Raw genomic sequence first — 12,697 nt, 5'->3', positions numbered from 1 at the left:
GCATCAACCCCTGGAAGGAACCCCCGTGGCCACTGCCGCTCAATGGATTGAAGGCGCGCGCCTGCGCACCCTGCCGCTTGCCGTCGCTCCCATTATTGCCGGTTCGGCCGCTGCCTACGAGATTGGCGAGTACAAGCCGCTGTATGCCTTCCTGGCCTTCCTGGTCGCGTTTTTCCTGCAGGTGGGCGTGAACTACGCCAACGACTACTCCGACGGCATTAAGGGTACCGACGAAGACCGCGTGGGGCCCCTGCGTCTGGTCGGTTCGGGCGTGGCCAGCCCCCGTTCGGTCAAGTACGCCGCATTCGCGTGCTTCGGTGCGGCAATGCTGGCGGGCCTGGTGCTGGTGGCCCTGGCAAACCAGTGGTGGTTCCTGGCGATTGGCGCCTCGAGTGTCTTTGCGGCCTGGGGCTACACGGGCGGCAAGCACCCCTACGGCTACATGGGCCTGGGTGATGTGTTCGTCTTCGTCTACTTTGGTCTGGTCGCCACCCTGGGCACCCTCTACACGCAGGCCCACACGCTGACCCTGCTGGGCTGGGTGGGGGCTATCGGTATTGGCCTGATTTCCTGCGCACTGCTCATGGCGAATAACGTGCGTGACATCCCCACCGATATCGAGGCCGGCAAGCTGACCCTTGCGGTGCGCCTGGGCGAGCGCTGGTCGCGCGTCGCCTACATCGCGGAGATGGCCCTCGCGCTGCTCCTGACCGTCCTGCTGCTCGACCAGAACCCCTGGTTCATGCTGGTCTTCGTGCTCGTGGGCCCGACCGTTCACTCCTGCATGACTGTGTGGATGCGTGGTGGCCGCGAGCTGATTCCCGTGCTGAAGCAGGCTGGCATCGTGGCGCTCGTGTACTCGGTGCTCCTGGCGCTGGCCGTGTGGCTGGGTTCGCTGGATATCATCAGCCACGAAATTCAGGTGTTCACCGGCTACTAAGCCGCCGGAGCCCTCCCAAAGTTTTGTCGTTTCGATACCGCACGGCGGCGGTGGATCAGTCCTGAGCTGACTCGCTTTTGGCGACGACCCGCGATATGTCATAGTGGTTCTATGTTTCGAGCCATGCTGATTATTGGTGCGGGCGCCCTCGTGGTGGGCCTGACCATCTACGCCCTTCTGGATGCCGTGCGCACCCCCGCGCGCGAGGAGCGTACCCTGCCCAAGTGGCTGTGGGTTCTCGTCACCCTGTTCTTCCCTGTGGTGGGTCCCGTGCTGTGGTTGCTGCTGGGCCGCCCCAAGCGGGAGCGCGGCGCCCGCGGCTCTATCTCTCTGCCCGGCGCGGCTCAGCGAGGCAACACCCCCTCGATGGCTTCCCCCGACGACGATGAGGCCTACCTGCGCTGGCTCAAGGCGAAGGCCGAGCGCGAACGCGCCAGCCGCGAGGCGGAGCGCGCATCTCGAGAAGCCGGCACCGACGGGCACGAGGATTCTAACCCCGAACATAAACGGTCCGAAAATGAAGGGACCGAAGGCGAACGTCCCGAGGACGACCCGAGCCGATAGCCCGGTACGATTCCCCATTCTTAACGCAGGCTGCGGGGCGCATCCCTCAATGGATGCGCCCCGCAGCCTTAGCTATACCCGCGAATAACGCGCGTGACTTAGCTTCCGGGAAGCTGGATAACGCCACCGTACAGCGGTGCGGCGGGCTCGGAGTAGCCCACGAAGCGCGGCATCTCGTGCTCGAAGTCCACGGTGCTGAACGCGAGGGTCGTAATCGAGGCGAGGTTACACTCGCGGGAACGCGGGTCGTGCTGCAGCAGGCGACCCTCCACACCCAGGCGAGTAATCCAGATCGGTAGCTGGTGCGAGACGATGATCGCCTCCGCACCCTCGCCGCCGATTTCGTAGGCGCGACGGGCGGCATCCTGAACGGCCGCGGCCATGCGGCGTACCTGCTCCAGGTAGGACTCGCCCCAGGAGGGACGGGCCGGGTTGTAGAGCTTCGTCCAGTGACGCGGGTTGCGCAGAAGCTCCTGCGCGTTCACGTGCAGGCCCTCAAAGTAGTTATCGGCCTCGATGACGCGTTCGTCAGGCTGGGCGGTCAGCCCCAGCAGCTCCTCAACGGGTGCGGCCGACTCGCGGGTGCGCTGCAGGGGTGAGCAGACCAGGTGCACGAAGCGGGCGCCGTCTTCAGCGCGTGCCGCGAACTCCTCGGCGCTCAGACGCACCATCTGCCGGCCCTTCTCGGACAGGCGGTAACCGGGAAGGCGGCCGTACACGATGCGTTCGGGGTTGTGCACCTCACCGTGGCGCATGAGATGAACTTTAACGGTGTGAGTTTCAGTCATGGGTCCAGTCTCTCAGATAGCGGCCCCCACCCCCAAACAGCGAAAACGCGAAAGCCCCGCTCCTCGTGCAAGAGGGCGGGGCTGAAGAAGCCTATTTACTTCTTGTTGCGGCGCTGGTGGCGGGTCTTACGAAGCAGCTTGCGGTGCTTCTTCTTGGACATACGCTTGCGGCGCTTCTTGATAACGGAACCCATAGGATTTCCTCACTTTACTCGTACCCGGCCGAGCCATTCGACTCGGTAGCTACCCGGGAATATGTATACCGGTATAACCGATCCGGAACGCATTTTAGGCACAGAAATACCCTGCGTTTCGGAGCGCTACCTACCTAGAGTACTAGGTTTGTACCCATTTTCACCATTCGAGAGCCGGTTTTGAGGAGTTTTTCCCCGTTTTTCCGGATCTTCCCGGGGCTAAGCCGGGCTAAAACGGTGTCTCCGAAAGCCTAGCGACGCTTCTTCTTGGACTTCTTCGAGCCCTTGGAACGGCCCTTCGACAGGGCGGAGCCAGAGGTGTGAGTTGAAGAAGCGGCATCGGCGTTTGCGGGTGCGGAGGTTTCGCCGGGCTCAGTAGTTTCCTCGGGCTCGGAGGTTTCGCCGGGCTCGACGGATTCGACCGGCTCTGCCTCGGAGCCCTCCACCGCGGGCTCCTCGAGGGCACCAGAATCAGCGGTAGCGGGCTCGGGCTCCTCATCGGCGGAGTCCTCGGATGCGGCGGCGTGGAAAGCCTTGAGACGCTCGGCGCGCTCGGCCTCGGCACGGGCCAGGGCCTCGGCGTCCGGTGCGGTTACCTTCTCCTCGGCGTCCTTTTCTTCAGCCGGTTCGGGGGCCTGCTCCTCGGCACCGCGCGAGGCGGGCTCGTACACGTCCACGCCGAAGAATCGCTTCATCTTGGACAGCAGACCGCGGCGCTCCGGCTCCTGATCCTGCTCGTGCGGGAGCATCGCGTAGGTATCTTGAAGCGTCGCGGCCGCCTCTAGACGGTTCGAGGGCTCGACCGAGGGCTCCTCATGCGCCTGCTGAGCGGCCGGCTGGGCGGACTCGGGGGCGGCGGTCTTCTGAGCGGGTGCCTCCACGCTTTCGCGCGAGGGGGCGCGCAGCACGCGGTCGCCGGAGGAAGCGGCGGGCTCGGCAGCGCGGGACGCAAGCACGCTCGGGGCAACCAGGGTGTGGCTACGGTCCACGGGCTTGATGATGGTGGCGCGCACCGGGGAAATAATCTGGCCGCTACGGCGACGGGACGTACCGGATGCCGCACGCAGAACCTTTGCGGGTTCCGCCGGCTCCTCGGCGGGAGCGGACTGCAGGGTCCGCTGAGCGTCACGGGCATCGGCCCGAGCCGGCTCGGGGGTGTTCTGCGCGGAAAGGTTCTGCGCGGAGCCGCCCTGCCACGGGGCGCCGGCACTCTGCGCGGGCTGGGCTACCTGAGCCTGGGGAGCACGGGTCGCCGTGCGGGGGTGCGGGGTGCCGAAGCTCAGCGGCACATCCGCGCTCACGGAGCGCGCCGGGCGGGCGGGGGCCTCGGCGCGCGGAGACTCGGCCTTCTGGGGCTCGGTCTTCGAGCGGGCGGGCTGCGCCTGAACCGACTGTACGGGCTCGGGAGCCTTCACCTCGGCAGGTGCGGGGGCCGAAACCACGGGCGCAACGGTCTCACTCCGGGGTTCCTCCGCGGGACCATCCGAAACGGGCTGTGCATCACCGGAAACCTCTACGCTGGCAACCGCAAAATCTGCATCCGGGAATGAGGGGTCATCGGCAATGGCCTCGTCGAAATCTTCAACCAGGTCGTCGGCCTCAAAATCCTCCAGCTCAACCGGGGCGAAGGAGGCCGCCGCCGGCTCACCGGGCAGCCCGTTCGCGGAGGTCGCTTCTTCCTCCAGGTCAATGCCCGCCTCGGAATACATGCCGCGTAGCTGGCCAATCACCAGTGCGCGCGCCGTCGCAGCATCGCCGGCCTTCAGGGCCTCGGCAATGGCACGGCTCTCGGCGCGCAGACGCTCCACGGCGCTACTCCACAGCGGCATGCGGCCAACCAGGGAGAGCATCGATTCGAAGCTCGGCTGACGCACGGACGCCAGAAGACCGACCAGTAGCTCGTTGCCGGCGCAACGCATCACCTGGTGGTGGAAGCTCAGCAGAAGCTCCAGGAAATCGCGGATGGACAGGTCGAAGTCTTCCATCTGGGCGAGGACGTCGTCCATCTCGGCAAAGGACACGGTCTTCGGATCAATACGCGCAATCGCCCAGCTCTCCAGCAGAATTCGTGTCTGCACCAGGTCACGCGTGGGGTAGCGCGAGCTCGACATGTGCAGGCGCAGGGCGGCACTTGCGGCGGCGGCAGGCTCATCACTCAGGTGAACCAGCATCTCCTTGCCACGACCGGTGTAGAGCTGCACCAGGTCCATGTCTTCAAGGGTTCGCAGGGCGTCGCGGGTGCGAGATCGTCCCACGCCAATCGCGCGCGCAATCTCGCTGTCCGTGGGCAGGTCCTGGCCCAGCTGAATATTACCTTCGAACAATTCGTTCTCGAGCCAGCGCAGAATTTTACGATGAATAGCCACGTGTATGCTGTCTTTCGCTTAAAGAGGTGAGTGAGAGTGGGTGTTTGAGGACAGGGGGTAGCGCGCAGGGCGCAGGATGCGTAGGCTAACGGCGGCGGCCACGCAGGAAGCCGAAGAGGCCACCGCGGTGTTCCTTCTCCTTGGACTCCTGGGCGGGGACGTACGCCGAGTTGTAGGCGGGCATCGTCTGGTATTCGGGTTCGCTCTGCGGGGGCTCGGCAGGTGCGGATTCGGGTTCCTCGGGGGTTTCCTCGGAGGCTTCTTCAGAGCCCTCGGCCTGTTCCGACGCCTCTTCTGCCGTCGCAGAATCCTCTGCGGGAGCAGCTGCGGAATCTTCTGCGGGCTCAATTGCAGGAGCCGCTACGGTAGCTTCTTCGGAGCGCTCGGAGGAGTCTTCCACGGCGGCGCTTGCCTCAGCGGTGCCTTCCTCAGCTGCGCTTTCCTCGACGATAGGCTGAACCGATCCGCCCACCACGGCAGCGGGATCGATGCCGTAGGAAGAGGCCGAGTCGAAGCCGTAACCGGAGGACACGGAAACCGCGGGGCTCTCCGTCTTCTCGACGGGCTTTTCGCTCTTTGCGGGTTCCTCGACGGGTTCTGCGGTGGCAGTGGGAGCAACCTGCACCTCGGGGCGGGCGGTGCGGCCCGCATCGTAGCCATAGGAGGCGGGGGTGAAGGGACGCATCGGGGTGCTGTCTACCGCTTCCTCATGCTCGGGGATGGCCTGAGATTCAGAGTCTCGAGTGGTTTCGCTTGCGGCGGCGGGCGATGCTTCGGCGGGTGCCGGGTGCGCCGGGCGGGCGATGATGCGCGTGTTGGGGGTAATGTACTGGGCGCGGGCACGACGGATTCGCTCCTGCTCCAGTTCCTCCGCGGTGGGCTGGGCCTCGGCTGCAGGCTGCTCTGCGGACTGTGCCGCGGGCTTTACCTCATGAGCTTCAACAGCCTTGGGCTCGGCGACCTTCTCGGCTGCCGGCTCGGTGGCGACGGCTTCGGCCTTTTCTGTGGGGGCGTGTTCGCTAGACAGGGTGGCACCGCCGGGCAGGGCCACCGGCGCTTCGCTGGCGCGGCGTGCAATCTGAACCGTCTCGTTAATCCAATCGGTGACGGTTGCGAACACCTCGGGGTTCAGCGAGTAGAGGCGACGCTGCCCTTCCACCGTCACGGAGACGACGTCTGCATCGCGGAGGACTTTAAGGTGCTTTGAGATGGTCGGCTGGCTCATGCTCAGCTTTTCAACAACAGCACCCACCGTATGGGTTTGCTCGGCGAGGATACGCACGATTCGACGACGGGTAGGGTCCGCAATGACAGAAAAAACATCAGAATGCATATAGCGATTATGACATATAATAGGGGCACCTCAAGCTAAGAATGAGGGTGATGCGGAGAATCCCCTTAAATTTTTTTATGCTCTGCACCCCATAAGAACCTCTCGCACGTTCGTTTTGGCTCGTCTTCTCTAGAAATCTCGACCAAATCCACGGCACATGCTCTTTTGATAGCCACCAAACGTTTCAGAGCATTAGAAATTGGGCATACACGGTTATCACGGCAATTTTTAGACAGAATATTCTTATAAGAGAATATAGTGTTTCCCGTGGATTTCTGGAGGTTCCGAGGCTCAATAGCCTTCGAATTCCCAAAAGCGCGAAGGCAAGCCCGCAGAAGAACCATCGGCCCCGCGCGAAGACTCCCGCGTCGTGTGCCTTCACTCCTGTCCATCGCCTCGGTTCTGAACGCCCGGCGCGATACACTAGGAAGGCACCATTTTGTGCTTTTCTCTATCCTCGCACCCGCATCGCGCACCCCGTCCACGAGCTCATGAAGGAGGCGCATGGGAAACATATTCCGTCACCCCCGGCGCCGTCCTCGACGCCGCTATCGCAGCCGCAACGGCTCGCAGAATCTTCTCAACCCCCGTTGGAGCTCCCTCAGCGGTATTCAGCATAAGTACCGCCCCGGCGAGCATAACGAGAGCTACCGCGAGCGCATCGAAGAGCTTGAAGGCCTGAGCGTCCTCGCGAGCGTCCCGGGTCTCAAATTGGACAGGTTGCCCGCGTTACGCGACCGTCACGAGCACTCCGGTACCCGCCGTCAGCCGAAGGGCCCTCTCGGGTTCAACCGGTATACCCTCGAACGCTTCCGCGATTTCATTGACGCAACCGTTCTATCCTCGCCCTCGCGTACCGCAATCGGCGCGTTCCTTCTGGTCATCATCTTCTTCACGCTTGCCCTGCTACTGCCCATCTCTTCCAACGATGGGCAGCCGGCCCCCTTCCACCACGCCTTCTTTACCTCTACCAGCGCGGTGACCGTTACGGGTCTGACCACCGTCTCCACCGCCGAGCAGTGGTCAACCTTCGGACAGGCCATGATTTTGGTGGCCTGCCAGGTGGGCGGTCTGGGTACTCTGACCATCACCTCTCTGCTGGCACTAGCCATCGGCCGCAAGATGGGCCTGCGCACCAAGCTCATCGCGCAGGAAGACCTGAACATCAGCCGTCTCGGCGAGGTCGGCGGCATCGTCAAGAGCGTTTCCTATGCTTCCTTCTCCATTGAGGCGATCATTGCGCTCGTGCTGATTCCGCGTTTCCTGACCCTGGGTGAAGGCCCCTTTCAAGCCATCTGGCACAGCATTTTCTACTCTGTCTCGGCCTTCAACAATGCCGGTTTCACCCCGCACTCCGACGGCATTGTGCCCTACGGCCACGATCTTTTCCTACTCGTACCCATCTGTATTGCCGTGTTCCTGGGGTCGCTCGGTTTCCCCGTTTTCATTGCGATTCAGCGCAATCCTTTCCGCCCCCGGCACTGGTCACTCACCGCGAAGCTGACCACCGTGACGACCCTGTTTTTCTTTGCTTTTGGCGCGTTCTTCTGGGGTCTCTTCGAATGGAACAACCCCGCCACCATTGGCAACTATTCGCCCGGAGAGAAGGTTCTCAACGCGATATTCGCCTCCGTGATGATGCGTTCGGGCGGTTTTAACCTGGTCGATATGAGCAGTATCGCCCCCGTCTCCACGCTTCTGACGGATATGCTCATGTTCATTGGCGGCGGTTCCGGCTCCACCGCGGGCGGCGTGAAGGTCACCACCATCGCGGTCATTGCCCTGTCGATTCTTGCCGAAGCGCGAGGCGATCAGAAGGTCGTCGCGTTCAACCGCACCATCCCCGAATCCTCTTTACGCATTGCCATCTCCGTGATCGTGATGGGTGCTACCGTGGTGGGTGTTGGCTCAGCGACAATTCTGATTATTAGCGGCGCGGACCTCAAGGAAGTAATCTTCGAGGTCATCTCTGCCTTCGCGACCTGCGGCCTCTCAGACGGCCTCTCCTCCAACCTGCCGCCGGCGGGCATCTACGTTCTCAGCGTGCTGATGCTCATCGGCCGTGTGGGTACAACAACCGCCGCGACCGGCCTGGCGCTACGTTCACGCCGCCGCCTCTACAAGTTCCCCGAAGAAAGGCCCACCATTGGCTAGTGCACATAACGATCCCGTCCTCGTGATTGGCCTGGGCCGCTTCGGTTCCGCGGTGGCCGCCCAGCTGCGCGTGCAGAACAAGGAGGTCCTCGCGATTGAGAAAGACCCCGAGCTGGTGCAGAAGTGGTCGGGCGTGCTGACCCACGTGGTCTCTGCAGACGCGACCGATATCGACACCCTGCACCAGTTGGGTGCAGATGATTTCGGGTCCGCCGTGGTGGGTGTGGGCACCTCGATTGAGGCGTCCGTGCTCATTACCGCAAACCTCGTGGACCTGGGCGTGGAACGCATCTGGGCGAAGGCCATCACCCCCGCGCACGGCAAGATTCTGGAGCGCATCGGCGCGCACCACGTGGTCTACCCGGAGGCTGACGCCGGCCGCCGCGCCGCGCACCTGGTCTCAGGTCGCCTGCTGGACTACATCGAGTTCGACGACGACTTCGCCATCGCGAAGATGCGCCCGCCGAAGGAGACCCACGGCTTTACGCTGGCCGAGTCGGATATTCGCGCCAAGTACGGCGTGTCCGTGGTCGGTATCAAGTCCCCCGGCGAGGACTTCACCTACGCGGACGCCACGACTCGTATTCACTCGCGCGACATTCTGATCGTCTCGGGCCAGGTGGACCTGATTGAGCGCTTCGCGGCACGGCCCTAAGAGCGCTATTAGAGCGCGGTGTTGGAGCGGGAACGCGAGGGCGCGGTGGGTTACTTTTCCCCGCTCCGCGACGGTTATTCTCCCAGCTCCACTGATTTTGAGCGGCCCGCATTTGAAACATAGAAAACAGCCTCTTCCCGAAGTTCCGGGAAGAGGCTGTTTTCATAGTTTCACCCAGTAGTTTTACCCAGCGCGGGCGACGCTACCGAGCGGTATTAGTCCCCGTCAGCGGTGTACAGCTGGCTCATTTCCGCCGAACGCTCCGCGCAGGCGCGCATCGCCTGCTCGGTCAGCTGGAAGAGGCCACCGTCCACGAAGGTGTTCAGCGCACGCTCGGTGGTGCCGTTCGGGCTGGTCACTGCGCGGCGCAGGGCGGGCGCATCCGGGTTGGTGTCGAGCAGGAAGCCCGCACCGGCAACGGTTGCGCTGGCGAGCTTGAGGGCGGTGTCTGCGTCCAGGCCGAGCCTCTCGCCGGCGGTTGCCATCGCCTCCGCAAGCAGGAACGCGTATGCCGGGCCGGAACCGGAGACGGCGGTGACCGCATCCATCTGATCTTCGCGGACCTCAACAACCAGACCGACAGTACCCAGGACCTCTTCGACGAGCTTCTTCTGCTCGTCCTTCACGGTGTCGGTGGTGGAGATGGCAAGCACGCCCTTGCCCACGGAGGAGGGGGTGTTCGGCATACAGCGAACAATGGGCTGACCTGCGGGAAGGCACTCGGCGAGGGTTTCGAGGGTCACGCCAGCAGCAACGGAGACCACGACGGCGTTCGGTGCGAGTGCGGGTGCGATATCACGGGCGAGCTCGACGATGCCGTAGGGCTTCACGCCGAGCAGCACGACGTCCGCGTGGGCGGTTGCCCTATGGTTGCCGTCAGCTTCGCCGCCGGTGGTGATGATTTCTACCTTGTCGCCGAGGCGCTGGGCGAGGGCAGCGCGGGATTCTTCGGTGCGCACGGTGGCGCGGATGTGGGCGGGGTCGTGGCCGGCTGCGAGCAGGCCCGCGGCGATGGAGCCGTTCATGGAGCCGGTGCCGAGAAAAGCAATAGTTGCGGTCATCGTTGATCCTTCCTAATGGGGTGCCTGTGCCCTGCGGGAGCGCGCGGTGTGCTGTGCGCGGCGGGCGTGTGGAGGCGTACCCTTCCAGCATAGCGGGTACGGCTACGGGCATGTGACCTGGCTCGTGTTTCTTCCGCGTTTTCTAGGGCGGCAGCTTCACCTCATGCTCCGCGACCCAATGGGCGGGACTCCGCTTCTCACGTTCTGGCATGCCGGGGAGGGCTTAATTCAGCGGGCGTAGAATGAAAACAGCTTCACCCGCGGCAGTTTGTGCCGGGCATGAAGCCTCCAACACCGCACAGCACGCAACACGCAAACCCCTTTTTCTATGTCTTCTCATACTGGTTCTTCCCCGAATTCTTCCCCGAATAGCCCACAGAACCCTGCGGGTTTCCGCTCTTTTTCGTTTCGCCTCCTGCTGGGGCTGACCCTTGCCGCGCTGGTCACGGGCGTGTTCAGCGGCTTGGGCGCGATTGCTCTGCATTATGTTCTGGACTTTATGCAGGAGCTAACTTTCGGTCAGGCTGAGGGTCATCACCCGATGGTGACTGACGGCGCCGATCCGGCGCGTCATGCCCTGGTTTTGGCGGCGCTGGGCCCGTTCGTGGCGCTGGTTTGGTATTACCTGCAGTCGGGCGGTCGGCGCGTGGTGAGCGTGAAGGCGCAGATTGCGGGTGCTACCGAGGAGGACCGTACCCCGTCGCTGTGGCGGCAGATTTCGCATTCGGTGATTCAGATTGTTGCTGTGGGTGCGGGCTCTCCTGTGGGTAAGGAGGTCGCGCCGCGTGAGCTGGGCGCCCTGGCCGCGGGTCGGTGCGCGCGTCTGCTGGAGCGTATTGGCGGCACCCGTCCGGATGGTTCGCTGCTGCTGGGCGATCGCGAGCGTCGCCTGCTGGTGGCGGCGGGTGCGGCGTCCGGCCTGGCGGCTGTGTATCAGGTGCCGATTGGCGGCCTGGTGTACCTCATCGAGGCGATGGCCGCGGGTCTGAGCCTGCGGTCGCTGTATGTGGGTGCGGTGACGGTGTGGACGGCGACGGTCACGGCGAATCTGGTGATTGTCAATGCGCCGACGTACCCGGTGCCGCAGCTTCCGTTGGATGCGACGACGCTGACGGTGGCGGCGCTGACGGGTGTGGTGTTGGCTCCGTTGGCGTTGGGTTTTAGGGCGCTGTCGCAGCGTGCGGAGAAGATTAAGGCGAAGGACCGTTCTCTTCTGTGGCGTATTCCGGTGGCGTTTGTGCTGGTCGCGGTGGTTTCGCTGTGGCTTCCGGAGATTCTGGGTAATGGTCGTCTGCTGACTCAGCACACGTTTAATGTGTCGTTGGATGCGACGGCTGGCGGTCTGTCTGCGGTGGTGGCCTGGTATGTGGTGGCTCTGTGCGTGGCGAAGGCTGCCGTGGTGCTGTTGAGCCTGCGTTCGGGCTCGTACGGTGGCACGCTGACGCCGGGTTTGGCGTTGGGGGCGGCGGCCGCGTTTAGCGTTGCGGCGCTGGTACTGTGGGCGTTCCCTGCTTTGGGAGGGATGCCTGGTGGCGCGTCGATGGTGTTGTATGCGGCGGCGTTGACGGGTACGGCGGCGTTTTTGGGTGTGTCGATGAATGCGCCGTTGTCTGCGCTGACTCTGCTGATTGGTTTTACGGGTCAGGGTGCGAGTGCGTGGCTGCCGATGGCGGTTGCGGTGGGTACGGCGGTGCTGACCCGCTGGGCATGGACGCGAGTCTTCGGCTCTAAGAAGTAGCTTTCAGAAATAGGGGGCGGCCCCGGATGCGTGTGCGTCCGGGGCCGCCCTGTTTTGCGGTGCCGAAGAACTGTCTTAAATTTGCTTTGACGGCTTTGAAAGGAATAGCAGATACATTCCGAATACGAGCTTAATTGCCGCGTCGATATATGCGATGACCTCTAACGGAATGTTGGTGAAAATATATCCCGCAAAAACATTAATGGCACAGGCAAGACCCAGGTATATCATTGACTTTCCATGCACAAAATAATAAGGGAAGAAGTGCAGTGCGGTTGCCATCAACGCTCCCAACCAAATCAATCTCCAATTTTCAGTTGCGAAGAATGGACCGCCCAACAAAACCATTAAGACAAACAATAGAATAACGGCACGTGAAGATACTTTCTTTTGAAATTCACTCGAAGGGCCATCAGACAGGTTATTCAGCACCTTTTTATTCATGTTGATTGAGAAAAAGCTGACGACGTACCCCATGCTGAATACTTGCATATTTATTATTTGTTTTCCTCCGGTCATGGTGGCTATTGCTATAACTGCCGCTACCACAATTAGCCACAGCCCGCACGCCTTCTTATAGTTAAATTCTAACTTTTCGTCTTTGTTATAGCTTAGAAAAGCCATCGATACCTCCAATAGTCCCTCGTGAGATTATTTCTCTTGTCGCGCCACTAAATTTTAATATGAAAAAATTCTGCAATATATCAATATAACCCAGTCCTTCTGACTATTAATTACATCTCCTATGATTGTATCAAAATGACAATAGAGAATTCGTCAAAAAGCGAAAGAGGCGGCCCTGGATGCGTGTGTGCGTCCGGGGCCGCTCTGTTTTGCTTGGGTTGCTCGGTGCCGGATGGAAATTCGGTCATGGGTTACGGATTTGTGCCATAGGTTAGCGTCT

11 protein-coding genes are annotated in these 12,697 nt (G+C 62.1%); 5 read left to right on the top strand and 6 right to left on the bottom strand.

Translation table 11 applies throughout. From position 1 onward, the window contains the following. Positions 1-25 precede the first annotated feature (25 nt). Both HMPREF2674_RS00545 and HMPREF2674_RS00540 read left to right on the top strand, forming a co-directional pair. Positions 26-940, top strand: a complete 915-nt coding sequence (locus tag HMPREF2674_RS00545; RefSeq protein ID WP_049331731.1) for a 1,4-dihydroxy-2-naphthoate polyprenyltransferase — start codon at positions 26-28, stop codon at positions 938-940. 111 nt (positions 941-1,051) lie between these two features. Next, on the top strand, positions 1,052-1,504 hold the full coding sequence (locus HMPREF2674_RS00540) for a PLD nuclease N-terminal domain-containing protein (RefSeq protein WP_080975278.1): 453 nt from the start codon (positions 1,052-1,054) through the stop codon (positions 1,502-1,504). A gap of 98 nt (positions 1,505-1,602) precedes the next feature. Here the strand turns inward: HMPREF2674_RS00540 and HMPREF2674_RS00535 are convergent, their stop codons facing one another. The 4 genes from HMPREF2674_RS00535 to HMPREF2674_RS00525 form a co-directional block, all read right to left on the bottom strand. Then, positions 1,603-2,292, bottom strand: a complete 690-nt coding sequence (locus tag HMPREF2674_RS00535; protein ID WP_049346879.1) for a histidine phosphatase family protein — start codon at positions 2,290-2,292, stop codon at positions 1,603-1,605. A 95-nt stretch (positions 2,293-2,387) separates the two neighbouring features. Next, positions 2,388-2,486 (bottom strand): 30S ribosomal protein bS22, encoded by a 99-nt coding sequence (locus HMPREF2674_RS09030; protein ID WP_005504750.1) that lies wholly within the window; start codon positions 2,484-2,486, stop codon positions 2,388-2,390. 251 nt (positions 2,487-2,737) lie between these two features. Further along, a complete protein-coding gene (locus HMPREF2674_RS00530) occupies positions 2,738-4,852 on the bottom strand; it encodes an FCD domain-containing protein (protein WP_070824549.1) in 2,115 nt (704 codons plus the stop codon). Between the two features lie 85 nt (positions 4,853-4,937). Beyond that, positions 4,938-6,185, bottom strand: coding sequence for an ArsR/SmtB family transcription factor (locus tag HMPREF2674_RS00525; RefSeq protein ID WP_070824548.1), 1,248 nt, complete (start codon positions 6,183-6,185; stop codon positions 4,938-4,940). Between the two features lie 504 nt (positions 6,186-6,689). On the opposite strand from HMPREF2674_RS00525, the gene HMPREF2674_RS00520 reads away from it, so the two are divergent. Both HMPREF2674_RS00520 and HMPREF2674_RS00515 read left to right on the top strand, forming a co-directional pair. Continuing rightward, positions 6,690-8,339, top strand: coding sequence for a TrkH family potassium uptake protein (locus HMPREF2674_RS00520; protein ID WP_070824547.1), 1,650 nt, complete (start codon positions 6,690-6,692; stop codon positions 8,337-8,339). Beyond that, positions 8,332-8,994, top strand: a complete 663-nt coding sequence (locus HMPREF2674_RS00515) for a potassium channel family protein (RefSeq protein WP_049331713.1) — start codon at positions 8,332-8,334, stop codon at positions 8,992-8,994. Before HMPREF2674_RS00520 ends, HMPREF2674_RS00515 begins: the two co-directional genes overlap by 8 nt. Before the next feature lie 215 nt (positions 8,995-9,209). Here the strand turns inward: HMPREF2674_RS00515 and proC are convergent, their stop codons facing one another. Continuing rightward, positions 9,210-10,055, bottom strand: a complete 846-nt coding sequence (proC, locus tag HMPREF2674_RS00510) for a pyrroline-5-carboxylate reductase (RefSeq protein ID WP_070824546.1) — start codon at positions 10,053-10,055, stop codon at positions 9,210-9,212. Between the two features lie 499 nt (positions 10,056-10,554). On the opposite strand from proC, the gene HMPREF2674_RS00505 reads away from it, so the two are divergent. Beyond that, positions 10,555-11,793 (top strand): chloride channel protein, encoded by a 1,239-nt coding sequence (locus HMPREF2674_RS00505; protein ID WP_246826138.1) that lies wholly within the window; start codon positions 10,555-10,557, stop codon positions 11,791-11,793. A gap of 75 nt (positions 11,794-11,868) precedes the next feature. Here the strand turns inward: HMPREF2674_RS00505 and HMPREF2674_RS09475 are convergent, their stop codons facing one another. Further along, entirely contained in the window at positions 11,869-12,417 is a 549-nt protein-coding gene (locus tag HMPREF2674_RS09475) for a DUF6609 family protein (protein WP_070824544.1), read from the bottom strand. Between the last annotated feature and the right edge of the window lie 280 nt (positions 12,418-12,697).

It is taken from the genome of Rothia sp. HMSC062F03, from assembly GCF_001836905.1.
Classification (GTDB): domain Bacteria; phylum Actinomycetota; class Actinomycetes; order Actinomycetales; family Micrococcaceae; genus Rothia; species Rothia mucilaginosa_A.
This window is presented reverse-complemented; position numbering and strand designations above follow the sequence as displayed.